Here is a 25,614-nt window from a genome sequence, read left to right as displayed (position 1 = left end):
AAGCGGGTCATGCTTTATTATCACGCATCTTTTTCAGACCATCGAGAGGCGTGCGGCCCAAACCGCGGGCAGATGGCACGCAGGAAGCCCGGACTAATAAGATGGCATTGAAATCCCCCGCGTTTCGTAGAAAATTTCCGTTGCTGGTAACCGGCAGTCTGCTGGCCATGCAACCTTTCGCCACCTCATTCGTGGTCGCCGCGGAACAGTATGACTGCTCAGTCTCTGCTTCGGGTGCCTGGGATTGCGCGCCAAAAACCGCCGCAGCCCCATTACCACCGCGCCCGGTGCACGACGGCGCAGCCGCCAGCGCCGCTGGCAGCACGGCGCAAGCCGATGCTGGCGGCACTGCTGCGGCCGAGCCGAAGACCACCCTGGTCACCGAGGCCAAGGGCCGTGGCCTGCGTTCGCGCAGTGCCGACTACAGCCACCTGGACTGGGTGCCTCGCGATAAGCTGACCGCAGCCCAACTGGCTGAGACCGGCCCGTATTGCTCCGGCGCGTACATCGAGCCGACCCGTCCTGGCATGAATGACAAGACGGACAAAAGCGATTCGCCGACCTTCATCGGTGCCAAGGTGTCTCGCTACGAGCAGGAACAGCAGGTTGCGACCCTGGCCGGTGACGTCGTCATGCGCCAGGGCAGCATGCAGCTGGAGGCTCAGGAAGCCAACCTGTACCAGGCCGAGAACCGTGGCGAGCTGAACGGCGATGTGCGTCTGCGCGACAACGGTGCCCTGATCGTCGGCGACCACGCCGAAGTCCAGCTCGATACCGGCGCGGCCCAGATCGACAATGCCGAGTACGTGCTGCACAAGTCGCGCATTCGCGGTAACGCGCTGTACGCCAAGCGTGCCGAAAACGCGATCATCCGTCTCAAGGACGGTACGTACACCACCTGCGAGCCGGACAGCAACGCCTGGCAGCTCAAGGGCAACAACATCACGTTGAACCCGGCCACCGGTTTCGGTACGGCCACCAACGCGACGTTGCGGATCAAGAACATCCCGATCCTCTACACCCCGTACATCTACTTCCCGATCGACGACCGTCGTCAATCCGGCTTCCTGCCGCCGAGCTTCAGCACCGGCAGCGAAACCGGCTTCACACTGGTCACGCCGTACTACTTCAACCTGGCGCCAAACTACGACGCCACGTTGTACCCGCAATACATGACCAAGCGCGGCATGATGGTGGAAGGCGAATTCCGCTACCTCACCAAGTCCAGCGAAGGTCAGTTCGGCGGTGCGTACCTGAACGACGACAGCGACGAGCGGAAAAAGCAGACCGACTACGAAAGCACCCGCTACATGCTCAACTGGCAGCATAAGGGCGGGCTGGATTCGCGTCTGACTACCCAGGTCGACTACACCAAGATCAGTGACCCTTACTTCTTCCAGGATCTGAAGACCTATCAAGAAGGTATTCAAGCCCAGGATTTCGTGAACCAACAGGGTTCCCTGACCTATCGTGGCGACTCCTATCAAGCGCGTTTGAACGTCCAGGCTTATCAGCTGGCAACCGTTTCGCAGATCACCCCGTATGACCGTCTGCCGCAGCTGACCTTCAACGGTACGCTGCCTTACCATCCAGGCGGCGTAGACCTCGCTTATGAAACCGAGGCTGTAAGGTTTGATCGGGATCTCGAAACCGGCAACTACACGGAAAAAGACGGCGGCCCATTCAATCCGTTCCCCCAGGCAAATGGTACGCCTCGCCTGGACACCTACGTATTGGGCTTGAACCGAGCCAACGGCACGCGCCTGAACTTGGCTCCAAGCATTTCCCTGCCGTTGACTGCGACCTATGGTTACATCACGCCGAAGCTCAAGTACGTCTACACCAAGTACGATCTTGACCTGGACGGCACCGGCAAAAATGATCTGCTGACCAACCGTCTCGGCTCCTCGGCACTGGGTGAGAGCTTCAACAGCTCACAAGATCGCGCAGTTCCAATCGCCAGCATCGACAGCGGCCTGTATTTCGACCGCAATACCCAATGGTTCGGCGAAAACTATCGTCAGACCCTTGAACCGCGCATGTTCTATCTCTACGTCCCAGAGAAAGATCAGAAAGACATTCCGGTATTCGATACCAGCGAAAACGTGTTCAGCTACTCCTCGCTGTTCCGCGACAACCGCTTCTCCGGTTCGGACCGTATCGGCGACGAGAACAAGCTGTCGTTTGGCTTGACCAGCCGCTGGATTCAAGAGAATGGCTTTGAGCGTCAACGTGCATCCATCGGCCAGGCTGTCTACTTCAAGGATCGTGAAGTTCAATTGCCGGGCATTGATGCCTCGACACGTGATGACGCTCATTCGAATGTCTCGCCGATCGCCTTGGAATACGAGTTCCGCTTCAACCGCGACTGGCGCGCCACTGCCGACTACAACTGGGACACCGAAAGCCATAGTCCTCGTTCCGGCAGCGCAATGTTCCACTACCAGCCGGAAGACAACCCGAACAAGGTTATCAACCTCGGCTATCGCTATCGCAACGACCAGGTCGTTTACAACCAGCTGACCGGCAAATGGCAGTTCGGTGGCGACTACGGCACCGAAGGTCAACCGAACTTCGTGAAGGATTACTACAAAATCCAGCAACACGACTTCTCGATGATGTGGCCGATCATTCCGCAGTGGAACCTGATCACCCGCTGGCAGTATGACTATGCCCGCAACCGTACCCTGGAAGCCTTTGGTGGTTTCGAGTACGACAACTGCTGCTGGAAACTGCGCGTCATCAACCGTTACTGGGTTTCCAACGACGAATACAGCCAGATCGCCCCGCTTAACGAAAAGGGTGACCACGGGCTCTTCTTCCAGATCGTCCTCAAAGGACTCGGCGGCCTGACCGGCGCCAAGGTAGAGAGCTTCCTCGACAAAGGCATTGAAGGTTATCGTGAACGTGAAGACCAAGCTTTCTGATTGCTTGCGCCCGCTAGTGCTGGGCGCGCTGTTCCTGGGGGCCGCATCGGCACACGCTGCGGTTCAACAGCTGGACAAGGTAGTGGCCATCGTCGATAACGACGTGATCATGCAGAGCCAACTCGACCAACGGGTCAAGGAAGTTCAGCAAACCATCGCCAAGCGTGGCGGCGGCGTACCGCCTACCAGCGTACTGGACCCACAGGTACTGGAGCGCCTGATCGTCGAAAACCTGCAATTGCAGATCGGCGAGCGCTCCGGCATCCGTATTTCGGACGAAGAACTGAACCAGGCCGTCGGCACCATCGCTCAGCGTAACAACATGAGCATTGACCAGTTCAAGGCTGCCCTGGCCCACGATGGCTTGTCCTATGACGACGCCCGTGACCAGATCAAGCGTGAAATGATCATCAGCCGTGTGCGTCAGCGCCGTGTAGCGGAGCGGGTTCAGGTGTCTGAACAGGAAGTGAAGAACTTCCTGGCCTCGGACCTGGGCAAGATGCAGCTCTCCGAAGAACTGCACCTGGCCAATATCCTGGTTCCAACCCCGGACAGCGCCAGCTCCGAGCAGCTCAATGCCGCTGCGGCGAAAACCAAGGCTATCTATGATCGCCTGAAAGCCGGTGCTGACTTTGCCCAAACGGCCATTGCCATGTCCGGCAGCGATAACGCCCTGGATGGCGGTGACATGGGCTGGCGTAAAGCTGCGCAACTGCCACCTCCGTTCGACCGCGAGCTGAGCGCCATGAGCGTGGGTGAAATCACCGAACCGGCCCGCACGCCGGGCGGCTTCATTATCCTCAAGTTGCTCGGCAAACGCGGCGGCGAGACCTCGCTGAAAGACGAAGTGCATGTTCGTCACATCCTGGTCAAACCAAGCGAAATCCGTACCGAGGCGCAAACCAAGGAACTGGCCCAGAAGATCTATGACCGCATCGAAGGCGGTGAAGACTTCGCCACCCTGGCCAAGAGCTTCTCGGAAGACCCGGGTTCGGCCCTCAACGGTGGCGACCTCAACTGGATCGACCCGAAAGGCCTGGTGCCCGAGTTCCAGGACGTCATGGCCAAGACCCCACAAGGTGTTCTGTCCAAGCCGTTCCGCACTCAATATGGCTGGCATGTCCTGGAAGTCCTTGGCCGTCGCGCCACCGACAACACCACCCAGGCCCGCGAGCAACAAGCCCTCACCGTACTGCGTAACCGCAAGTACGACGAAGAGCTGCAAACCTGGTTGCGTCAGATCCGTGACGAAGCCTACGTAGAGAACAAGCTGCCAGGCGCCGAGCAAACAGGCACCGACCAGGCAGCACAGTGAAACCCCAGCGTTTCGCGGTAACACCCGGCGAGCCGGCCGGCATTGGTCCAGACCTGTGCCTGCTGCTCGCCTCGCACCCTCAGCCACACCCCCTGATTGCCATTACCAGTCGCGACCTGCTCCTTGAGCGGGCCGCGCAGCTGGGTGTGGCTGTCACCTTGCTGGACGTGGCGCCGGGCAACTGGCCCGACCTGCCCGCCCCGGCCGGCAGCCTGTATGTGTGGGACACCCCGCTGGCAGTCAAGGTGGTTGCCGGGCGACTGAACAAGGCCAATGCCGCGTTTGTGCTGGAAACCCTGACACGCGCAGGCCAAGGCTGCATCGACGGCGACTTCGCCGGCATGATCACCGCTCCGGTGCACAAGGGCGTGATCAACGAGTCCGGCATTGCCTTCTCCGGCCATACCGAATTCCTCGCTGAACTGACCCATACCGAACAAGTGGTGATGCTGCTGGCCACTCGCGGCCTGCGAGTTGCGTTGGTGACCACGCACCTGCCGTTGCGTGATATCGCCGATGCCATTACCGCTGAACGCGTGGAGCGCGTCACGCGCATCCTGCATGCCGACCTGCAACAGAAATTCGGCATTGCCCAACCGCGCATCCTGGTCTGTGGGCTCAACCCGCACGCCGGTGAAGGCGGCCATTTGGGCCATGAAGAAATCGACATCATTGAACCGACATTAGAGCGCCTGCGCCAAGAAGGCATGGACTTGCGTGGTCCATTGCCTGCAGACACTCTGTTTACCCCCAAATATCTGGAGCACTGCGACGCAGTGCTGGCGATGTACCATGACCAGGGATTGCCCGTGCTGAAGTACAAAGGCTTCGGCGCCGCAGTCAACGTGACACTGGGCCTGCCGATCATCCGTACCTCCGTCGACCATGGCACTGCCCTGGACCTGGCGGGCAGCGGCAAGATCGATACCGGCAGCCTGCACGTGGCCCTGGAAACCGCCTATCAGATGGCCGAGACCCGTATATGACTGAGCACTACCAACACCGGGCGCGCAAGCGCTTCGGGCAAAACTTCCTGCACGACGCTGGCGTGATCGACCGGATCCTGCGCTCCATCCATGCCAAGCCCGAAGACCGCCTGCTGGAAATCGGCCCGGGCCAGGGCGCCTTGACCCAAGGCCTGCTCAACAGTGGCGGCCAGTTGGACGTGGTAGAGCTGGACAAGGACCTGATCCCGATCCTCAACCAGCAATTCGCCGGCATGCCCAACTTCAACCTGCACCAGGGCGATGCGCTGAAGTTCGACTTCAACAGCCTCAACGCTGCGCCCAACAGCCTGCGAGTGGTCGGCAACCTGCCGTACAACATCTCCACGCCGCTGATTTTTCACCTGCTGAACAATGCCGGGATCATCCGCGACATGCACTTCATGCTGCAAAAAGAAGTGGTTGAGCGTTTGGCCGCAGGCCCAGGCGGTGGTGATTGGGGTCGCCTGTCGATCATGGTTCAGTACCATTGCCGCGTAGAGCACCTGTTCAACGTCGGCCCTGGCGCCTTCAACCCGCCGCCGAAGGTCGACTCGGCCATCGTGCGCCTGGTGCCGCACGCGGTGCTGCCGCACCCGGCCAAGGACCACAAGTTGCTGGAGCGCGTGGTACGTGAAGCGTTTAACCAACGCCGCAAGACCCTGCGCAACACGCTCAAGGCGCTGCTGAGCAACGCCGAGATCGAAGCCGCCGGTGTCGACGGCGGCCTGCGCCCCGAGCAACTGGACCTGGCCGCGTTTGTACGCCTGGCTGACCAGTTAGCGATCCAGCCCGCGCCGATTGTGGAATAAGCCGTAAGAGTTCGATGCAATCCAATGTGGGAGCGGGCTTGCTCGCGAATACGCAGTGTCAGTCACCAAATGTGTCACTGATGCACCGCCTTCGCGAGCAAGCCCGCTCCCACATTTGTTCGGCGTTATACCGATAACGCTTACCGGCCGCCCGACACATGTCTGGCCTAGTGCCCCGCTCATGGCCTAGACTGATCCGCATCTGCTGTCCTCCGCTTTTGCTCTTAAGGCCTCTTGCATGTCCGATCCTCGCTACCAGATCGACGTCAGCGTCGTCACCCGCTTCCTCGCGGACCAATCACACCCCGAAGACAACCGTTTCGCCTTTGCTTACACCATCACGGTGAAAAACAGCGGGCAAGTGCCGGCCAAGCTGCTGTCGCGCCACTGGGTGATCACCGACGGTGACGGCCAGGTCGAGGAAGTGCGCGGTGCCGGCGTGGTTGGCCAGCAGCCGTTGATCGACATCGGCGCCAGCCATACCTACAGCAGCGGCACGGTAATGACCTCCAAGGTCGGCACCATGCAGGGCTCGTATCAGATGAAAGCCACCGACGGAAAACTGTTCGACGCCATCATCGCGCCGTTTCGCCTCGCAGTCCCTGGGGCCCTGCACTGATGACGACGTACGCGGTCGGTGACCTGCAAGGCTGCCTGGAACCCCTCAAGTGCCTGCTGGAGCGCGTAGCCTTCAACCCGGCGAGCGACCGCTTGTGGCTGGTCGGTGACCTGGTCAATCGCGGCCCCGCGTCCCTGGAGACCCTGCGCTTTCTTTATAAGATGCGTGACTCCTTGGTGTGCGTGCTGGGCAACCATGACCTGCACCTGCTGGCGGCCGGCAATAACATTGAGCGCCTGAAAAAGGGCGACACCTTGCGCGAGATCCTGGAAGCGCCGGACAGGACTGAATTACTGGACTGGCTGCGCCGCCAAAAGCTCATGCACTACGACGAAGGCCGCAACATGGCCCTGGTGCACGCCGGCATTCCGCCCCAATGGACGCTGAAGAAAGCCCTCAAGTGCGCCGCCGAAGTCGAAAGCGCCCTGGCCGATGACAACCTCTACACGGCGTATCTGGATGGCATGTACGGCAACGAGCCGGTCAAGTGGGACAACGACCTCACCGGCGTGGCCCGCCTGCGGGTGATCACCAACTACTTCACACGCATGCGCTTCTGTACCGCCGAAGGCAAGCTGGACCTCAAGAGCAAGGAAGGCGCCGACACCGCGCTGCCTGGCTACAAGCCGTGGTTCGAGCATAAAGAACGCAAGACCCGTGACACCAAGATCGTTTTCGGCCACTGGGCCGCCCTTGAAGGCCAGTGCAACGAACCCGGGGTATTCGCCCTCGACACCGGTTGCGTGTGGGGTGGCAGCATGACCTTGATGAACATCGACACCGGCGAGCGCCTTTGCTGCCAGTGTGAACCTCCCCCTTCTGTAACACTGCCAGGCGCCAAGCCCTAGGAGCCCACCATGAGCGAATTCAAACGTATCCCTCCCGAACAAGCCCAGGCCCTGCGCGAGCAAGGCGCCGTGGTGGTCGACATCCGCGACCAGCCGACCTATGCAGCAAGCCACATCAGCGGCGCGCAGCATCTGGATAACCACAACATCCAGGATTTCATCCGTGCCGCCGACCTCGACGCGCCGGTGATCGTGGCCTGCTACCACGGCAATTCCAGCCAGAGTGCAGCGGCCTATCTGATCAGCCAGGGCTTCTCCGACGTCTATAGCCTGGACGGTGGCTTCGAGCTGTGGCGTACGACCTATCCTGCAGAAATTGCCTCCGACAATTCGCAATAATTTTTTTCACACCCCGCCACCCCGCGTGACGCTTGGGCTTGCGCCGTTTCTGACGAACGGCGCAGCCAAACTAATTGCGCATCGCGCCTTGACCTCCCGGATTCCGAACTATCCTTAAGCGCAGGCCATCCGAATCAGGGGAGAGCCGGTACACCGGCGTGCGGGTCATCGGTAGCGTTTCAGGGTGTTCTGGGGGGAAAACAGCCAGTGGCGATCGCCAATGGCTGCCAGCATCGACTGATTGATCCGGCGTCGGCTCCACGTATCGAGCGAGGTGACGACGTCATGAGTATCTTTAGCCACTTCCAACAACGCTTCGAGTCCACCCAGCAGGAAGAACTCACCCTGCAGGAGTATCTCGAGCTGTGCAAAAAGGACCGCAGCACCTACGCATCTGCCGCCGAACGCCTGCTATTGGCGATTGGTGAGCCGGAGCTGGTGGACACCTCGAATAATTCGCGCCTGTCGCGAATATTCTCCAACAAGGTGATCCGCCGCTACCCGGCCTTTGAAGACTTCCATGGCATGGAAGAATGCATCGATCAGATCGTCTCCTACTTCCGGCATGCCGCCCAAGGCCTGGAAGAGAAGAAACAAATCCTCTACCTGCTCGGCCCGGTCGGCGGCGGCAAGTCGTCCCTGGCGGAAAAACTCAAACAACTGATCGAGAAGGTGCCCTTCTACGCGATCAAGGGTTCGCCGGTGTTCGAGTCGCCTTTGGGGTTGTTCAACGCCACGGAAGATGGCGCGATCCTCGAAGAAGACTTCGGCATCCCACGCCGCTACCTCAACACCATCATGTCGCCATGGGCCACCAAGCGCCTGTCGGAGTTTGGCGGCGACATCAGCCAGTTCCGCGTGGTGAAACTCTACCCGTCGATTCTCAACCAGATCGGCGTGGCCAAGACCGAGCCCGGCGACGAGAACAACCAGGACATCTCGGCGCTGGTGGGCAAGGTCGATATCCGCAAACTGGAAGAATTCCCACAGAACGACGCCGACGCCTACAGCTATTCGGGCGCGCTGTGCCGGGCCAACCAGGGCCTGATGGAGTTCGTGGAGATGTTCAAGGCGCCGATAAAGGTGCTGCACCCACTGCTCACCGCCACCCAGGAAGGTAACTACAACAGTACCGAAGGCCTCGGCGCGATTCCGTTTACCGGGATCCTGCTGGCCCACTCCAACGAATCGGAATGGCACACCTTCCGCAACAACAAGAACAACGAAGCCTTCATCGACCGGATCTACATCGTCAAGGTGCCGTACTGCCTGCGGGTCAGCGATGAAATCAAGATTTACGACAAGCTGCTGTTCAACAGTTCCCTGGCCAAGGCGCATTGCGCACCCGACACCTTAAAGATGCTCGCCCAGTTCACCGTGCTCTCACGTCTCAAGGAGCCGGAAAACTCGAACATCTACTCGAAGATGCGCGTGTATGACGGCGAGAACCTGAAGGATACCGACCCGAAAGCCAAGTCGATCCAGGAGTACCGCGATACGGCGGGTGTGGACGAGGGCATGAACGGCCTGTCGACACGCTTTGCGTTCAAGATCCTCTCCAAAGTCTTCAACTTCGACCCACACGAGATCGCCGCCAACCCGGTGCACCTGCTCTATGTGCTGGAACAGCAGATCGAACAGGAGCAATTCCAGGCTGAAACCCGCGAACGCTACCTGCGTTTCCTCAAGGAATACCTGGCGCCGCGCTACATCGAGTTTATCGGCAAGGAAATCCAGACTGCGTACCTGGAGTCCTACAGCGAGTACGGCCAGAACATTTTCGACCGCTACGTGCTGTACGCCGACTTCTGGATTCAGGACCAGGAATACCGCGATCCGGAAACCGGCGAGATCCTCAACCGCGTAGCCCTCAACGAGGAACTGGAAAAGATCGAAAAACCGGCCGGCATCAGCAATCCGAAGGATTTCCGCAACGAAATCGTCAACTTCGTGCTGCGCGCCCGTGCCAACAACAACGGCAAGAACCCTACCTGGCTCAGCTACGAGAAGCTGCGGGTGGTCATCGAGAAGAAAATGTTCTCCAACACCGAAGACCTGCTGCCGGTCATCAGCTTCAATGCCAAGGCCAGCAAAGAGGATCAGCAAAAACACAACGACTTTGTTACACGCATGGTCGAGCGCGGCTACACCGACAAACAGGTACGGCTTCTGTCGGAATGGTACCTACGGGTCCGGAAATCGCAATGAAGTAGCTGCAAGCTTCTAGCTACAAGCTGCAAGAGAACAGCGCACGCCGCTCCAACTTACAGCTTGTCGCTTACGACTTGAAGCTCCCCGGAGGGGCCCCATGAGCTATGTGATCGACCGACGCCTCAATGGCAAGAACAAAAGCACGGTAAACCGCCAGCGTTTCCTGCGGCGTTACCGTGACCACATCAAAAAGGCCGTAGAAGAGGCCGTCAGCCGCCGCTCCATCACCGACATGGAACATGGCGAACAAATCAGCATTCCCGGACGCGACATCGACGAACCGGTGCTGCACCACGGCAGGGGCGGCAAACAGACCGTCGTACACCCAGGCAACAAGGAATTCACCACCGGCGAGCATATCCAGCGCCCGCAAGGCGGTGGCGGCGGTAAAGGCCCGGGTAAAGCCGGCAATTCCGGCGAGGGCATGGATGAATTCGTGTTCCAGATCACCCAGGAAGAATTCCTCGAGTTCATGTTCGAAGACCTGGAACTGCCCAATCTGGTTAAACGCAACCTGACCGGCACCGACACCTTCAAGACCGTGCGCGCGGGGATCAGCAACGAAGGCAACCCGTCCCGCATCAATATCATTCGTACACTGCGCTCGGCCCATGCGCGGCGTATTGCGCTGTCGGGCAGCAGCCGCGCCAAACTGAAGGAAGCCAAGGAAGAACTGGCGCGCCTGAAGCGCGAGGAACCGGATAACTTCGGCGATATTCAGCAAATCGAGGCGGAAATCGAGAAACTCAGCGCACGCATTCACCGCGTGCCGTTCCTCGACACCTTCGACCTGAAATACAACCTGCTGGTGAAGCAACCCAACCCCAGCTCCAAGGCGGTAATGTTCTGCCTGATGGACGTATCCGGCTCCATGACCCAGGCCACCAAGGACATTGCCAAGCGCTTCTTCATCCTGCTGTACCTGTTCCTGAAGCGTAACTACGACAAGATCGACGTGGTGTTCATCCGCCATCACACCAGTGCCCGGGAAGTGGACGAAGAAGAGTTCTTCTATTCGCGGGAAACCGGCGGCACCATCGTGTCCAGCGCCTTGAAGCTGATGCAGGAGATCATGGCCGAGCGCTACCCTGCCAACGAGTGGAACATCTACGCCGCGCAAGCCTCCGACGGCGATAACTGGAACGACGACTCGCCGATCTGCCGCGACATCCTGATCAACCAGATCATGCCGTTCGTGCAGTACTACACCTACGTTGAAATCACCCCTCGTGAGCACCAGGCCCTGTGGTTCGAATACGAGCGCATCGGTGAAGCCTTTGCCGATACGTTCGCCCAGCAGCAACTGGTCTCGGCCGGCGATATCTACCCGGTCTTCCGTGAACTCTTCCAGCGCAGGTTAGTGACATGACCGCCAAAAAAGAGCATAAGCGCCAACCCATTTCCACTGGCTCCGAGTGGACCTTTGAACTGATCCAGGCCTATGACCGGGAAATCAGCCGCATCGCGGCGGGTTATGCCCTGGACACCTACCCCAACCAGATCGAAGTGATCACCGCCGAGCAGATGATGGATGCCTACGCCTCGGTCGGCATGCCCTTGGGCTACCACCATTGGTCCTACGGCAAACACTTCCTCAGCACCGAGAAGTCCTATACCCGTGGCCAGATGGGCCTGGCCTACGAGATCGTGATCAACTCCGACCCGTGCATCGCCTACCTGATGGAAGAAAACACCATCTGCATGCAGGCGCTGGTGGTGGCCCACGCGTGCTACGGGCATAACAGCTTCTTCAAGGGCAACTATCTGTTCCGCACCTGGACCGATGCCAGTTCGATCATCGATTACCTGGTGTTCGCCAAGCAGTACATCATGCAATGCGAGGAGCGCCATGGCATCGACGCGGTAGAGGACCTGCTCGACTCCTGCCACGCGCTGATGAACTACGGCGTCGACCGCTACAAACGCCCGTATCCGATTTCTGCCGAGGAAGAACGCCTGCGCCAGAAGGAGCGTGAGGAGCACCTGCAAAAGCAGATCAACGACCTGTGGCGCACGATCCCTAAAAAAGCCGGCAAAAACAGCGACAAGGACAATGCACGCTTCCCCGCCGAACCTCAGGAAAACATCCTGTATTTCCTGGAAAAACACGCGCCGCTGCTGGAGCCATGGCAGCGGGAAATCGTGCGCATTGTGCGCAAGATCGCCCAGTATTTTTACCCACAGCGCCAGACCCAGGTGATGAACGAAGGCTGGGCGACGTTCTGGCACTACACCTTGATGAATGACCTGTACGACGAAGGCCTGGTCACCGACGGTTTCATGATGGAGTTCCTCACCTCCCATACCAGCGTGGTGTTCCAGCCGGGCTTTGACAGCCCGTATTACAGCGGCATTAACCCCTACGCGCTGGGCTTTGCCATGTACCGCGACATTCGGCGCATGTGTGAACACCCCACCGAAGAAGACCGCCGCTGGTTCCCGGAAATCGCTGGCACCGATTGGCTGTCGACCATCAAGTTCGCCATGAGCAGCTTCAAGGATGAGAGTTTCATCCTGCAGTACCTGTCACCCCAAGTGATTCGCGACCTCAAGCTGTTCAGCATTCTCGATGACGACCTCAAGGATGATCTGGTGGTGCCTGCCATCCACGATGAGCCCGGCTACCGCACCATCCGTGAAACCCTGGCGGCGCAGTACAACCTCGGCAACCGTGAGCCCAACGTGCAGATCTACAGCATCGATGTACGCGGCGACCGCTCGCTGACCCTGCGTCACCAGCAGCACGACCGCAAACCCCTGGGCGAATCCACCGAGGAAGTGCTCAAACACCTGCACCGGCTGTGGGGCTTCGACATTCATCTGGAAACCTTGCAGGGCGATCAGGTAATGAAAACCCACCATGTGCCGCCACGCACCGACCACAACGATAACGACTACGGCCGCCTGGACCTGGCCGTCGTGCACCTCTGAAACAGCAAAGCCTCCATTGGTCCGGCACAGGCGGTATCCTGTGCCGCTAATGGAGGCTTTTTCATGAAAATCTACACAGTCGGCGGTGCGGTGCGTGATCGCCTGCTCGGCCTCAAGGTCACCGATATCGATCGCGTCGTTGTGGGTGCGACCACTGAAGAAATGCTCGCCAGAGGCTATAAGCCTGTCGGCGCTGACTTCCCGGTATTTCTGGACCCAAAGAACGGCGATGAATACGCCCTCGCCCGCACCGAACGCAAGAGCGGTCGGGGTTATGGCGGCTTTGTGTTTCACGCCAGCCCCGAGGTCACGCTGGAAGAAGACCTGATTCGCCGCGACCTGACCATCAACGCCATGGCCGAAGATGATGACGGCAACCTGACCGATCCTTATGGCGGCCAGAGCGACCTCAAAGCACGGATTTTACGTCACGTTTCCCCCGCGTTCGCCGAAGATCCCTTGCGAGTGCTGCGTGTTGCGCGCTTTGCTGCGCGTTATGCCCACCTGGGTTTTACCGTTGCCCCGCAAACCCTGGAATTGATGCGCCAACTCAGCGAATCCGGTGAACTGCAAGCCTTGACCCCGGAGCGCAGCTGGAAAGAGATTTCCCGAGCGCTGATGGAGGATCGGCCGCAGGTGTTCATTCAGGTACTGCGCGACTGCGACGCGCTGAAAACCCTGATGCCTGAAGTGAATGCGCTGTTTGGCGTGCCACAACCTGAAGCCCACCACCCGGAAATCGACACCGGCATCCATACCTTGAGCGTGCTTGAACAGGCCGCCTTGCATCAGCAGCCGCTGACCGTGCGCTGGGCCTGCCTGCTGCACGACCTGGGCAAAGGCTTGACGCCTGTGGATAAGTTGCCACAGCACATTGCCCACGAACATACGGGCTTGATGCTGATCAAGGCGGTCAATGAACGCTTCAAGGTGCCGAAGGATTGCCAGGAACTGGCCCTGCTGGTCGGCCAATATCACACCCATGGCCACCGTGCACTGGAGCTCAAAGCCTCGACATTGCTGGAGCTGCTGCAAAGTTTTGACGTGTATCGCCGGCCACAGCGCTTTGAAGAGTTTGTGGTGAGTTGTGAAATGGACGCCCGTGGTCGCAAAGGCCTGGAACACAGAAGTTATCCACAAGCGGATTATTTACGCGGCGCAGCCAAGGCGGCTCGCGAAGTAGCGGTGGCGCCCTTGCTGGAAAAAGGGTTCAAAGGCCCGGAGCTGGGCGAGGCGCTCAAGCGTGAGCGGCTCAAGGTGCTCAAAGCCTACAAAGAACAACAGAACCTGTAGTCGTAACTCTTTGTGGCGAGGGAGCTTGCTCCCGCTTGACTGCGCAGCAGTCGCAAGCTTTGGGGGCGCTGCGCACCCCAGCGGGAGCAAGCTCCCTCGCCACAGAAAGCTTGGTGCCTATAGGAGTGCGCTCGGGGTCAACTGCTGGCCCCGCCATTCAAACCCGACAGGCGCCAGCACCTGGTCGATCTGCGCATCGCGCCATAACTCGGCCATTGTCTTGTCGGCTTCAGGGTGCACACGATCCGGCGCCATCAACGACAACGGCCACAACACAAAAGCATTCTTCAGGATCTCGGCGCGCGGCAGGATCAAACCATCGAAATTCCCCACCAGGTCGCCATACAGCAGCACGTCGATATCCAGCGGCAGCCCTTTGCGGTCCGGGGCATAACGACCATTGTCGGCTTCGATGAATTTCAAACGGCGATCCAGCTCCATCAACGGCAGGTCGGTATACGCCGACACAACGAGGTTGAAAAATGGCCCGCTCTTGATGCCCACCGGCTGGCTTTCGAACACCGCAGAGCAGCGTACATCCGTCAAGAAGCTCGCCAACGCGTCCAAACCGGCACGCAGGTGCGGCTCGCGCTCAATATTGCTGCCAAGGCCAAGGTAAACCTGAGTTAGCGACATCCGCGCTCGATCTCCACGCCCACGCCTTTGGCAGCCGGTACGGCGCCGGGCTTGGTCAATTTGAGGTGCAGCCAGGGAATCTGGAATTCGTTCATCAGCACTTCGGCCAGCCGCTCGGCAAAGGTTTCCACCAGTTGGTACTGGGATTGCTCGGCAAAGGCCTGGATGCGCGTGGACACACTGGCGTAATCCAGCGCCAGGGTCAGGTCGTCACCGGCAGCCGCCGGGCGATTGTCCCAGGCGAAGCTCAGGTCCAGGCGCAGGCATTGCTTGATGCCGCGCTCCCAGTCGTAGGCCCCGATCACGGTGTCGACTTCCAGGCCTTCGATAAACACTCTGTCCAAGCTCTTCTCCGCAGCACGACAAGGGCGCATTGCCCCGTTAGAATCAGGGCGTCCTCGCCCGGAATAGTTAGCATGTTTTGGTTACTGGCGATTCTCGCCTACCTGCTCGGCTCGCTGTCCTTTGCCATTTTGCTCAGCCGCCTGACGGGAAATCCCGACCCGCGAATGAGTGGCTCAGGCAATGCCGGCGCCACCAATATGTTGCGCCTGGCCGGCAAGAAACTCGCCGTACTGACGCTGCTGGGCGACCTCTGCAAGGGCTTGCTGCCCGTACTGATCGCCAGCTTCGCCGGTTTTACCTTGCAACAGCAGGCCTGGGTGGGCGTGTGCGCCGTCCTGGGCCATCTGTTTCCGCTGTACTTCCGCTTTCGCGGCGGCAAAGGCGTCGCGACCGCGGCCGGCATGCTGCTGGGGGTTTACCCTCCGGCAGCGCTGCTGGCCGTGCTGGCCTGGCTGCTGACGTTCTACCTGACCCGCACCAGCTCGCTGGCCGCACTGATCGCAACGCCACTCACCCTGCCGTTGCTGGCCTGGCAGGCACCGGCGGCGTTGCTGCCGATGAGCGTACTGACACTGCTGATCGTGTGGCGCCACCGCGGCAATTTACGCGACCTGTTTGCCGGGCGCGAACGGCATTTTTAAATACCGTTGATGAGCCCGGCTCAGGCCAATCCGCTTACAAAGGCGAAAGCTGCTCCATCGGCCAGCGTGCCTGCACGCTGATCGCCAGGCTTTCGCGCTGCCCGGCCTGCAAGCGCTGGCAACCGGCGTAGGCAATCATCGCGCCGTTGTCGGTGCAGAACTCAGGGCGTGCGTAAAACACATCCCCCTTCATGTCGCCGAGCATTTTTTCCAGCGAGGTGCGCAACGCCTTGTTGGCGCTGACACCGCCTGCGATCACCAGGCGCTGCATACCCGCCTGTTTCAGGGCGCGCTTGCACTTGATGGTCAAAGTCTCCACCACGGCCTGCTGGAACGCCAGCGCGATGTCGCAACGGGCTTGTTCACTGTCGTCCCCGGCGCTGACGCTTTGCTGCCACGTGTTCAGCGCGGAGGTTTTCAAGCCGCTGAAGCTGAACATCAGGCCTGGGCGGTCGCACATCGGGCGCGGGAACGCGTAGCGGCCCGGCACGCCTTTTTCGGCCAGCCGCGCGATTTCCGGGCCACCGGGATAATTGAGGCCCATCATCTTCGCGGTTTTGTCGAAAGCTTCGCCGGCGGCGTCGTCCAGCGACTCCCCCAAAAGCGTGTATTGGCCAATTCCATCCACCTGAACCAACTGCGTATGGCCCCCGGAAACCAACAAAGCGACGAACGGGAACTGCGGCGGTGTTTTTTCCAGCATCGGTGCCAGTAAATGGCCTTCCATATGGTGCACGCCAAGGGCCGGAATGCCCCAGGCAAATGCCAGCGCCTGGGCGCAAGAGGCCCCAACCAGAAGGGCTCCGACCAATCCGGGGCCTGCGGTGTAGGCGATCGCGTCGATCTCGGTCGGCACGCAGCCGGCCTCGTCCAACACCTGGCGAATCAAGGGCAGCATGCGCTTGACGTGATCACGGCTGGCCAGCTCCGGCACCACCCCGCCATAGGCGCGGTGCAGGTCGATCTGACTGAACAGCGCATCGGCCAAAAGCCCGCGTTCATTGTCGTAAAGTGCGACACCGGTTTCGTCGCAGGAGGTTTCAAGTCCCAGTACTAGCATGGGTTTGCGCCTTGTAGAGGCTGAATTCGAAGGCGCGCATAATAGTCGCCACTCCCCCTCCCGACTAGCGGTTTTCGATCAGAGGCTTTGCATTCCGGTCAATGAGGGGTTAACATCCGCAACCCTTAAAAACCGACGACCTCAGCCGCGAATTTTTTGCGACGAGAACGTTGATTCCCGGTAATGAAAGAAGGTAGCTCTGGATGCCAGCCGTCAAAGTAAAAGAGAACGAACCCTTCGACGTAGCTCTGCGTCGTTTCAAGCGCTCCTGCGAAAAAGCCGGTGTTCTGGCTGAAGTTCGTAGCCGCGAATTTTATGAGAAGCCTACTTCTGAGCGTAAGCGTAAAGCAGCAGCCGCTGTTAAGCGTCACGCCAAGAAAGTTCAGCGCGAACAGCGCCGCGCCGTTCGTCTGTACTAATACACAGACTTACGTAGCAAGCTTCTGCCAAGCCCGGCCCTCAGCCGGGCTGTTGGCATTTGCGGATATCGCTTGATGCTTCACCGTCGACGCCGCACACGCGACCGAGACACTGCTTCACACGTCAGGACTGGCTCTTCTGCCAGCGGTGCGCGTCTCTTCTGACGAGCCTAACAAGGCTACTGACGAGCACACCCCTTTTTCTTGCAACACAGATTTCTACAAACAGACGATCAACTGTGTCGGCTGTGCCCATCAAGGCGTTTCCGAGGCCACTATTGGCCAACACCGGACGCACGGGCAACATTCCAAGCCGAAGACTGATAGAAATTAACGTCAGTGAATGCTCGGCAGATACACTCCCCATATAAACGACAGATGTTCGAGCACTCGATACGCGCGCTTGATCACTTCACGGGCCCTCATTTACACGCAGTGATGACGAGAACGCCATGGCCGGGCTGATTCCCCAGAGTTTTATTGACGACCTTCTTAACCGCACCGACATCGTCGATGTTGTCAGCTCGCGCGTGCAAATGAAGAAGGCCGGCAAGAACTACACCGCCTGCTGCCCGTTCCACAAAGAAAAAACCCCGTCATTCAGCGTCAGCCCCGACAAGCAGTTCTACTACTGCTTCGGTTGTGGCGCAGGCGGCAACGCCCTCGGCTTTATCATGGACCACGACAACCTGGACTTCCCCCAGGCTGTCGAGGAACTGGCTAAAGCCGCCGGCATGGAAATCCCCCGCGAAGAAAGTGGCCGCCCGCACAAGCCGCGCCAACCGACTGATTCGCCGCTGTACCCGCTGCTGACGGCCGCTGCCGACTTCTACCGTCAGGCGCTTAAAAGCCATCCGCAGCGCAAGGCCGCCGTCGAGTACCTCAAGGGCCGAGGCCTCACCGGTGAGATCGCCCGGGATTTTGGCCTGGGCTTCGCCCCGCCGGGCTGGGACAACCTGTACAAACACTTGAGCAGCGACACGCTGCAGCAGAAGGCCATGATCGATGCCGGCCTGCTGGTGGAAAACGCCGAGACCGGCAAGCGCTATGACCGCTTCCGCGACCGCGTAATGTTTCCGATCCGCGACAGCCGTGGCCGCATCATCGCTTTTGGTGGTCGCGTATTGGGTGACGACAAGCCCAAGTACCTGAACTCCCCGGAAACACCGGTGTTTCACAAGGGTCAGGAACTCTACGGCCTGTTTGAAGCACGCAAGAACAATCGCAACCTCGATGAAATCATCGTGGTGGAAGGCTACATGGACGTGATTGCCCTGGCCCAGCAGGGCCTGCGCAATGCCGTCGCTACGCTGGGCACCGCTACCAGCGAAGAACACATGAAGCGCCTGTTTCGCGTGGTGCCCAGCGTACTGTTCTGTTTCGACGGCGACCAGGCTGGCCGCAACGCCGCCTGGCGTGCGCTCGAAGCCACGTTGTCGAGTCTGCAGGACGGACGCCGCGCGCGCTTTCTGTTCCTGCCCGAAGGCGAAGACCCGGACACACTGGTGCGCTCCGAAGGCACCGACGCCTTCCGTGCCCGCATCAATCAACACGCGCAGCCGCTGGCGGACTATTTCTTCCAGCAATTGACCGAAGAAGCCGACCCGCGCTCCCTCGAAGGCAAGGCCCACATGGCCACCCTCGCAGCACCGCTGATCGACAAAGTACCGGGCGCCAACCTGAAATCGCTGATGCGCATGCGCCTGCTGGAAATCACCGGCTTGAGTGGCGAGGCCGTCAGCCAACTGGTGCACAGCGCGCCGCAGGGAGCACCACCGGCCTACGACCCAGGCATGGATTACGACGCCATGCCGGATTATTCCGACTTCCACCAACCGCAGGAAGCCTACGCGCCCCAGCAGGAGTGGACACCGAAAAAACCTGGCGCCGGCGGCAAAAAATGGGACAAAAAACCCTGGAGCAAGGGCGGCAAGCGCGGGGACCGTGACGAGGCTTACACGCCGCGAACGCCTGTCGCTGTCGAAGCTCCAACGCTCATTGCACTGCGCACACTTATTCACCACCCGCAATTGGCGAAAAAAGTTGAAAGCGCCGATCACTTTGCCAACGAGAGCAACACTTATGCTCAGGTACTGATCGCCTTGATCGAGGCGGTACAGAAAAATCCTAAGCTAAACTCAATTCAACTGATGGCTCGCTGGCATGGCACCGAACAAGGACGCTTGCTCAAAGCATTGGCGGAAAAGGAGTGGCTAATTGACGGCGACAACCTTGAACAACAGTTTTTAGACACCATTACTAGGTTATCCGCAGGTCAGCACACTCAGACCCTGGATGAGCTGATCAAGCGAGCAAGACAGCCGGGTTTGTCGGCTGAAGAGCAAATTCAGATAGCAAAACAGATGCGCGACCTCTTAAAACAGAATGTTTGCACATCAAACCCGACCTCAGCTGGCGTGTGAGGTCATAGCTCGGGTATAATCCTCGGCTTGTTTTTTGCCCGCCAAGACCTTCAGTGGATAGGGTGTTATGTCCGGAAAAGCGCAACAGCAGTCTCGTATCAAAGAGTTGATCACACTGGGTCGTGAGCAGGGTTACCTGACTTACGCGGAGGTCAACGACCACCTGCCTGAGGATATTTCAGATCCAGAGCAGGTGGAAGACATCATCCGCATGATTAACGACATGGGGATCAACGTATTCGAAACTGCGCCAGATAAGGATTCCCTTATGCTGGCCGACGCCGATACCGACGAAGCCGCCGCTGAAGAAGCCGCCGCCGCGTTGGCTGCGGTGGAGACCGATATCGGCCGCACAACGGACCCGGTGCGCATGTATATGCGTGAAATGGGTACCGTGGAGCTGCTGACACGCGAAGGCGAAATCGAAATCGCCAAGCGTATCGAAGAGGGCATCCGTGAAGTGATGGGCGCTATTGCGCACTTCCCAGGCACGGTTGACCATATTCTCTCCGAGTACACCCGCGTTACCACCGAAGGTGGTCGCCTGTCCGACGTTCTGAGTGGCTACATCGACCCGGATGACGGCATTGCGCCGCCTGCCGCCGAAGTGCCGCCGCCTGTCGATGCGAAAGCCGCGAAAGCCGACGACGAAGCCGAAGACGACGATGCTGAAGCCAGCAGCGACGACGAAGACGAAGTTGAAAGCGGTCCGGACCCGATCATCGCAGCCCAGCGTTTCGGTGCGGTTTCCGATCAAATGGAAATCACCCGCAAGGCTCTGAAAAAGCACGGTCGCGCCAACAAGCTGGTAATTGCCGAGCTGGTGGCCCTGGCTGAGCTGTTCATGCCGATCAAGCTGGTGCCCAAGCAATTTGAAGGCCTGGTTGAGCGTGTTCGCAGTGCCCTTGAGCGCCTGCGTGCTCAAGAGCGCGCAATCATGCAGCTGTGTGTGCGTGATGCACGCATGCCGCGTGCCGACTTCCTGCGCCAGTTCCCGGGCAATGAAGTAGACGAAAGCTGGTCCGACGGCCTCGCCAAGGGCAAAGGCAAATACGCCGAAGCCATTGGCCGCTTGCAACCGGACATCATTCGTTGCCAGCAAAAGCTGATCGCGCTGCAAACCGAAACCGGTCTGACGATTGCTGAAATCAAAGACATCAACCGTCGCATGTCGATCGGTGAGGCCAAGGCCCGCCGCGCGAAGAAAGAGATGGTTGAAGCAAACTTGCGTCTGGTGATCTCGATCGCCAAGAAGTACACCAACCGTGGCCTGCAATTCCTCGATCTGATCCAGGAAGGCAACATCGGCTTGATGAAGGCGGTGGACAAGTTCGAATACCGTCGCGGCTACAAGTTCTCGACTTATGCCACCTGGTGGATCCGTCAGGCGATCACTCGCTCGATCGCCGACCAGGCCCGCACCATCCGTATTCCGGTGCACATGATCGAGACAATCAACAAGCTCAACCGTATTTCCCGGCAGATGTTGCAGGAAATGGGTCGCGAACCGACCCCGGAAGAGCTGGGCGAACGCATGGAAATGCCTGAGGATAAAATCCGCAAGGTATTGAAGATCGCTAAAGAGCCGATCTCCATGGAAACGCCGATTGGTGATGACGAAGACTCCCATCTGGGTGACTTCATCGAAGACTCGACCATGCAGTCGCCAATCGATGTCGCCACTGTTGAGAGCCTTAAAGAAGCGACTCGCGACGTACTGTCCGGCCTCACTGCCCGTGAAGCCAAGGTACTGCGCATGCGTTTCGGCATCGACATGAATACCGATCACACCCTTGAGGAAGTCGGTAAGCAGTTTGATGTGACCCGCGAGCGGATCCGTCAGATCGAAGCCAAGGCGCTGCGCAAGTTGCGCCACCCGACGCGAAGCGAGCATCTGCGCTCCTTCCTCGACGAGTGATACCAAAACCCCCGGCCCAGGCCGGGGGTTTTGTTTTCTATAGATTAATTTCTACAGATTAACTTCCCCCGCAATACCCCTCCCCCCGCAATGCCCGTCTACACTCGACACATTCCCCGTGCCATAACGAGACCGTTATGCCCAGACTGCCGACCGTGATACTGCTGTCGCTGCTGACCTGGACCGCAACGGCTGGCGCGTTGACTCTTACTGATGATGAGCGTGGCTGGCTGGCGGACCATCAGGAGCTGCGCCTGGGGGTGGACGCTTCTTGGCCGCCCTTCGAATACCGTGATGAAAATGGCCGATATCAAGGCCTTGCTGCCGACTATGTACGCCTGATCCAGGACCGCCTGGGCGTGCGGATCAAGCTCATCGAGCCGGCAAACTGGACCGCCGTACTCGACCAGGCGAAAAACAACCGGCTCGACCTGCTGCCCGGCATCATGTCGACGCCCGAGCGCCAGAACTACCTGGCCTTTACGCGCCCGTACCTGGACTTTCCCATCGTCATCCTCGCCCATGAGGGCGGCGCGAAACCGCGCAACCTCAAAGACCTGTACGGCCTGAAGATTGCCGTGGTGGACAACTACGCGCCGCACGAATTGTTGCGCACCCACCACCCCGACCTCAACCTGGTGGCCATGCCCAACGTCAGCTCGACACTGCAAGCCCTGGCCACCGATGAAGTGGATGCGGTTGTCGGCGACCTCGCCTCCAGCGTCTGGAGCCTGCGCCAGCTCAAGCTGGATGGTTTATACGTCAGTGGCGAAACGCCCTACCGCTACCAGTTGGCGATGGGCGTGCCGCGCGATCAGAAAATACTGGTGGGCATCCTGGACAAAGTCCTCGCCGACCTCAGCTCCGACGAAACCGACGCAATCCAACAACACTGGGTCGGCAGCTTCACCGATCACCGCACCTTCTGGGCCGATTTGCTCATGTACGGCCTGCCGGCGGTCCTGCTGTTGAGCACAGTGCTGGCCATCGTGATTCGCATCAACCGCCGGCTCAGCTCGGAAATTGCCCGGCGGGTTGCCCTTGAGCAAGAATTGCGCAGCAGTGAATACCATTATCGTGGCCTGGTGGAGAGCCTGTCCGCGATTGCCTGGGAAGCCAGCATCACCGACTTCACCTACAGCTACGTGTCGCCCCACGCCGAAGACTTGCTGGGTTATCCCCGTGCCCATTGGCTGATTCCAGGCTTCTGGCGCAACATCATCCACCCCGCCGACCTGACCCGCGCAGAGGCATACTGCTACCGGGAAACCCGTGCCAACCGCGATCACAGCCTCGATTACCGGGTGATTACCGCCGACGGCCGTTGCTTGTGGGTGCGCGATATCGTCAGCCTGATCGAGCACGGCCATGAGCCGGTGTTGCGCGGCTTGATGATTGATATCAGCGAAGCCAAGCGTACTGAAGAAGCGCTGCAGCTTTCCGAAGAGAAGTTTGCCTCGGTGTTTCAGCAATGCCCGGACATTCTGGTGATCGCCCGCCTCTCTGATGGCTGTCTGCTGGAGGTGAACAAAGCATTCGAAGACCAGATCGGCTTGAGCGCCGACCAAGTGGTGGGCAAAACTGCGACCGAACTGAATATCTGGGGGGTTCAAGGCGTCGGCCCCGACCTGCTGCAACGTGTGCAGACCACCAGCATCCGCAACCTGGAAATGCCGTTTCTGCGCAGCAATGGCCAAGCGTTTACCGGGCTGATCTCCGCCGAGCCGTTCCAACTCGACACCACCGAAGCCTTGGTGGTGGTGGTGCGGGACATCACCCAACTCAAGGAAACCCAGCAACTGCTGCAAACCTCCGAAGAGAAATTCGCCAAGGCCTTCCACGCCTCACCCGATGGCTTGCTGCTCAGCCGCCAGCGCGACGGGCGTTTGATCGAAGTGAACGAAGGCTTCACCCGCCTGACGGGCTTCACCAGCGCCAGTTCACTCGACCAGTCGACCCTGGACCTGGGCATCTGGGTCGACCTCAACGAACGCAAGCACCTGCTGGAATTGATGCAGCGCGACGGTTTTGTGCGCGACTTCGTCTGCCATATCCGTCGCGCCGACGGTTCGATTCGCCTGTGCGAAGTGTCCAGCCGCCCGCTACCCATCGGCGAGGAAGACTGCATCTTGACCATCGCCCGCGACATCACCGAGCGCCAAGTGATGCAGGAAAAACTGCAGCAGGCCGCCACCGTATTCGAGAGCACCGCCGAGGGCGTATTGATCACCGACACCCGGCAGAACATCAGCGCCGTCAACCGTGCCTTCAGCGAAATTACCGGCTACAGCGAAGCCGAAGCCCTCGGCAGCACGCCGCGCCTGCTCGCTTCCGGCCTGCATGACAGCGCGTTCTATGCGGCGATGTGGCATCAATTGACGGCCCACGGTCATTGGCAGGGCGAGATTTCCAACCGCCGCAAAAACGGCGAGCTGTACCCCAGTTGGCTGACCATCAGCGCCGTGCGCAACCGCGACCAGTTGATCACGCACTTTGTTGCCGTGTTTGCCGATATCTCCAGCCTCAAGCACGCCCAGGCTCGCCTCGACTATCAGGCGCACCACGACCCACTGACCGGCCTGCCCAACCGCACCCTGTTTGAAAGCCGACTGCAAGCTGCCCTCAACAGCCAGGAAGAAACCGGCAACCAAGGCGCCGTGCTGTTCCTCGACCTGGACCGGTTCAAGCATATCAACGACAGCCTCGGCCACCCCGTCGGCGACCTGCTGCTCAAGGACATCGCCGTGCGCCTCAAGGAACAATTGCGCGACATCGACACCGTGGCACGCCTGGGCGGCGACGAATTCATCATCCTGCTGCCCGGCCTGCAACAAGCCAGCGATGCCGAACACCTGGCCAATAAACTGCTCGCCTGTTTCACCCCGCCGTTCCAGGCCGGCGAGCATGAGTTCTTTATCAGCGCCAGCATCGGCACCAGCCTGTATCCGCAGGACGGCATCGACGTCGCCACCCTGGTCAAAAACGCCGACGCCGCGATGTACCGCTCCAAGGCCAAAGGCCGCAACCGGGTCGAAAGCTACACCCAGGACCTCACCGCCCAAGCCAACGAACGCGTGGCCCTCGAACACGAACTGCGCCGCGCCATCGAGCGTGAAGAGCTGTTTCTGTACTACCAACCCAAGCTCAGCCTGATCACCCAGGAACTGATCGGCGCCGAAGCCTTGATTCGCTGGCACCACCCGACCTTTGGCGACGTGCCGCCGGAACACTTCATCGCCCTGGCCGAAGAGAACGGCATGATCCTGCAAATTGGCGATTGGGTACTGGAACAAGCCTGCCGGCAGATGCACGCGTGGAAACACGCCTTCGACGACTTCGGCCCACTGTCAGTCAACCTCGCCGGCGCGCAACTGCGCCACCCCAACCTGCTGGCGCGCATCGAACAACTGCTGCACGACTACCACTTGGAGCCCGGTTGCCTGCAACTGGAGATCACCGAAAACTTCATCATGAGCCAGGCCGAAGAAGCCCTCGAAGTGCTGCACCAACTCAAGCACCTGGGCGTGCAACTGGCCATCGACGACTTTGGCACCGGCTATTCATCCCTCAGCTACCTCAAGCGCCTGCCACTGGATTTCCTCAAGATCGACCAGTCCTTCGTGCGCGGCCTGCCCGACGACCCCCACGACGCCGCAATCGTGCGCGCCATCATCGCCCTGGGCCACAGCATGCAATTCACCATCATCGCCGAAGGCGTGGAAAACCCCGCACAACAAGCCTTCCTCGCCGCCGAAGGCTGTGAACAGATGCAAGGCTACATCGTCAGCCTGCCGCTGCCGCCGGAGCTTTTTGCCGAGACTTTTCTTCATATGCGGGTTTCAGACTTTTCGGATGGCACAGCACGGAAACCGTCGCTATAATCCGCGTCCTACT

The 25,614-nt window shown here is 59.5% G+C and carries 19 protein-coding genes; 16 read left to right on the top strand and 3 right to left on the bottom strand.

Going from position 1 to position 25,614, the window contains the following annotated elements:
* Window positions 1-101 precede the first annotated feature (101 nt).
* The 11 genes from ACTD9P_RS09940 to ACTD9P_RS09890 all read left to right on the top strand — a co-directional run bounded on the left by ACTD9P_RS09940 (window position 102) and on the right by ACTD9P_RS09890 (window position 14,278).
* Window positions 102-2,927, top strand: coding sequence for an LPS-assembly protein LptD (locus ACTD9P_RS09940; protein WP_438867591.1), 2,826 nt, complete (start codon window positions 102-104; stop codon window positions 2,925-2,927).
* Window positions 2,902-4,242 carry a peptidylprolyl isomerase gene (locus ACTD9P_RS09935; RefSeq protein WP_200430317.1) on the top strand — a complete coding sequence of 447 codons (1,341 nt, stop codon included), beginning with the start codon at window positions 2,902-2,904 and terminating at the stop codon, window positions 4,240-4,242. Before ACTD9P_RS09940 ends, ACTD9P_RS09935 begins: the two co-directional genes overlap by 26 nt.
* The gene (gene pdxA, locus ACTD9P_RS09930) at window positions 4,239-5,228 is read left to right on the top strand and encodes a 4-hydroxythreonine-4-phosphate dehydrogenase PdxA (RefSeq protein WP_438867590.1); all 990 of its coding nucleotides are present in this window, start codon (window positions 4,239-4,241) and stop codon (window positions 5,226-5,228) included. The genes ACTD9P_RS09935 and pdxA overlap by 4 nt, the downstream gene beginning before the upstream one ends.
* Window positions 5,225-6,037 (top strand): 16S rRNA (adenine(1518)-N(6)/adenine(1519)-N(6))-dimethyltransferase RsmA, encoded by an 813-nt coding sequence (gene rsmA, locus ACTD9P_RS09925; RefSeq protein WP_219269536.1) that lies wholly within the window; start codon window positions 5,225-5,227, stop codon window positions 6,035-6,037. The genes pdxA and rsmA overlap by 4 nt, the downstream gene beginning before the upstream one ends.
* Window positions 6,038-6,275: 238 nt before the next feature.
* On the top strand, window positions 6,276-6,656 hold the full coding sequence (gene apaG / locus ACTD9P_RS09920) for a Co2+/Mg2+ efflux facilitator ApaG/CorD (protein WP_438867589.1): 381 nt from the start codon (window positions 6,276-6,278) through the stop codon (window positions 6,654-6,656).
* Entirely contained in the window at window positions 6,656-7,504 is an 849-nt protein-coding gene (locus ACTD9P_RS09915; RefSeq protein WP_438867588.1) for a symmetrical bis(5'-nucleosyl)-tetraphosphatase, read from the top strand. The genes apaG and ACTD9P_RS09915 overlap by 1 nt, the downstream gene beginning before the upstream one ends.
* Window positions 7,505-7,513: 9 nt before the next feature.
* Complete coding sequence (gene glpE, locus ACTD9P_RS09910; protein WP_438867587.1) at window positions 7,514-7,843, top strand: thiosulfate sulfurtransferase GlpE; 330 nt, start codon at window positions 7,514-7,516, stop codon at window positions 7,841-7,843.
* Between the two features lie 285 nt (window positions 7,844-8,128).
* Window positions 8,129-10,051 (top strand): PrkA family serine protein kinase, encoded by a 1,923-nt coding sequence (locus ACTD9P_RS09905; RefSeq protein WP_026013778.1) that lies wholly within the window; start codon window positions 8,129-8,131, stop codon window positions 10,049-10,051.
* Window positions 10,052-10,151: 100 nt separating this feature from the next.
* Entirely contained in the window at window positions 10,152-11,423 is a 1,272-nt protein-coding gene (locus ACTD9P_RS09900) for a YeaH/YhbH family protein (protein WP_017138057.1), read from the top strand.
* Window positions 11,420-12,985: a SpoVR family protein gene (locus tag ACTD9P_RS09895; protein WP_438867586.1), complete on the top strand. Its 1,566-nt coding sequence runs from the start codon at window positions 11,420-11,422 to the stop codon at window positions 12,983-12,985. Before ACTD9P_RS09900 ends, ACTD9P_RS09895 begins: the two co-directional genes overlap by 4 nt.
* Before the next feature lie 63 nt (window positions 12,986-13,048).
* The gene (locus ACTD9P_RS09890; RefSeq protein WP_438867585.1) at window positions 13,049-14,278 is read left to right on the top strand and encodes a multifunctional CCA addition/repair protein; all 1,230 of its coding nucleotides are present in this window, start codon (window positions 13,049-13,051) and stop codon (window positions 14,276-14,278) included.
* Between the two features lie 117 nt (window positions 14,279-14,395).
* Here the strand turns inward: ACTD9P_RS09890 and folK are convergent, their stop codons facing one another.
* Complete coding sequence (gene folK / locus ACTD9P_RS09885; protein ID WP_438867583.1) at window positions 14,396-14,914, bottom strand: 2-amino-4-hydroxy-6-hydroxymethyldihydropteridine diphosphokinase; 519 nt, start codon at window positions 14,912-14,914, stop codon at window positions 14,396-14,398.
* Complete coding sequence (folB, locus tag ACTD9P_RS09880) at window positions 14,905-15,258, bottom strand: dihydroneopterin aldolase (RefSeq protein WP_017138053.1); 354 nt, start codon at window positions 15,256-15,258, stop codon at window positions 14,905-14,907. Before folB ends, folK begins: the two co-directional genes overlap by 10 nt.
* A gap of 72 nt (window positions 15,259-15,330) precedes the next feature.
* Between folB and plsY the strand changes: the two genes are divergently transcribed.
* Window positions 15,331-15,900 (top strand): glycerol-3-phosphate 1-O-acyltransferase PlsY, encoded by a 570-nt coding sequence (plsY, locus tag ACTD9P_RS09875; protein WP_438867582.1) that lies wholly within the window; start codon window positions 15,331-15,333, stop codon window positions 15,898-15,900.
* A gap of 34 nt (window positions 15,901-15,934) precedes the next feature.
* On the opposite strand, the gene tsaD is transcribed toward plsY, so the two are convergent.
* On the bottom strand, window positions 15,935-16,960 hold the full coding sequence (tsaD, locus tag ACTD9P_RS09870; RefSeq protein ID WP_438867581.1) for a tRNA (adenosine(37)-N6)-threonylcarbamoyltransferase complex transferase subunit TsaD: 1,026 nt from the start codon (window positions 16,958-16,960) through the stop codon (window positions 15,935-15,937).
* 203 nt (window positions 16,961-17,163) lie between these two features.
* On the opposite strand from tsaD, the gene rpsU reads away from it, so the two are divergent.
* From rpsU to ACTD9P_RS09850, 4 genes are all read left to right on the top strand, one after another.
* The gene (gene rpsU, locus ACTD9P_RS09865; protein WP_002551877.1) at window positions 17,164-17,379 is read left to right on the top strand and encodes a 30S ribosomal protein S21; all 216 of its coding nucleotides are present in this window, start codon (window positions 17,164-17,166) and stop codon (window positions 17,377-17,379) included.
* A 452-nt stretch (window positions 17,380-17,831) separates the two neighbouring features.
* Window positions 17,832-19,802, top strand: a complete 1,971-nt coding sequence (gene dnaG / locus ACTD9P_RS09860) for a DNA primase (protein WP_438867580.1) — start codon at window positions 17,832-17,834, stop codon at window positions 19,800-19,802.
* Between the two features lie 67 nt (window positions 19,803-19,869).
* Window positions 19,870-21,720 (top strand): RNA polymerase sigma factor RpoD, encoded by a 1,851-nt coding sequence (gene rpoD / locus ACTD9P_RS09855; RefSeq protein WP_219269544.1) that lies wholly within the window; start codon window positions 19,870-19,872, stop codon window positions 21,718-21,720.
* Window positions 21,721-21,857: 137 nt separating this feature from the next.
* A complete protein-coding gene (locus ACTD9P_RS09850; RefSeq protein WP_438867578.1) occupies window positions 21,858-25,601 on the top strand; it encodes an EAL domain-containing protein in 3,744 nt (1,247 codons plus the stop codon).
* The last annotated feature ends 13 nt before the right edge of the window (window positions 25,602-25,614 follow it).

Source organism: Pseudomonas onubensis (assembly GCF_965653655.1).
In the GTDB taxonomy this organism is placed as follows: Bacteria; Pseudomonadota; Gammaproteobacteria; order Pseudomonadales; family Pseudomonadaceae; genus Aquipseudomonas.
The sequence above is the reverse complement of the archived record's forward strand: the minus strand, read 5'-3'. Positions and strand labels throughout refer to the sequence as shown.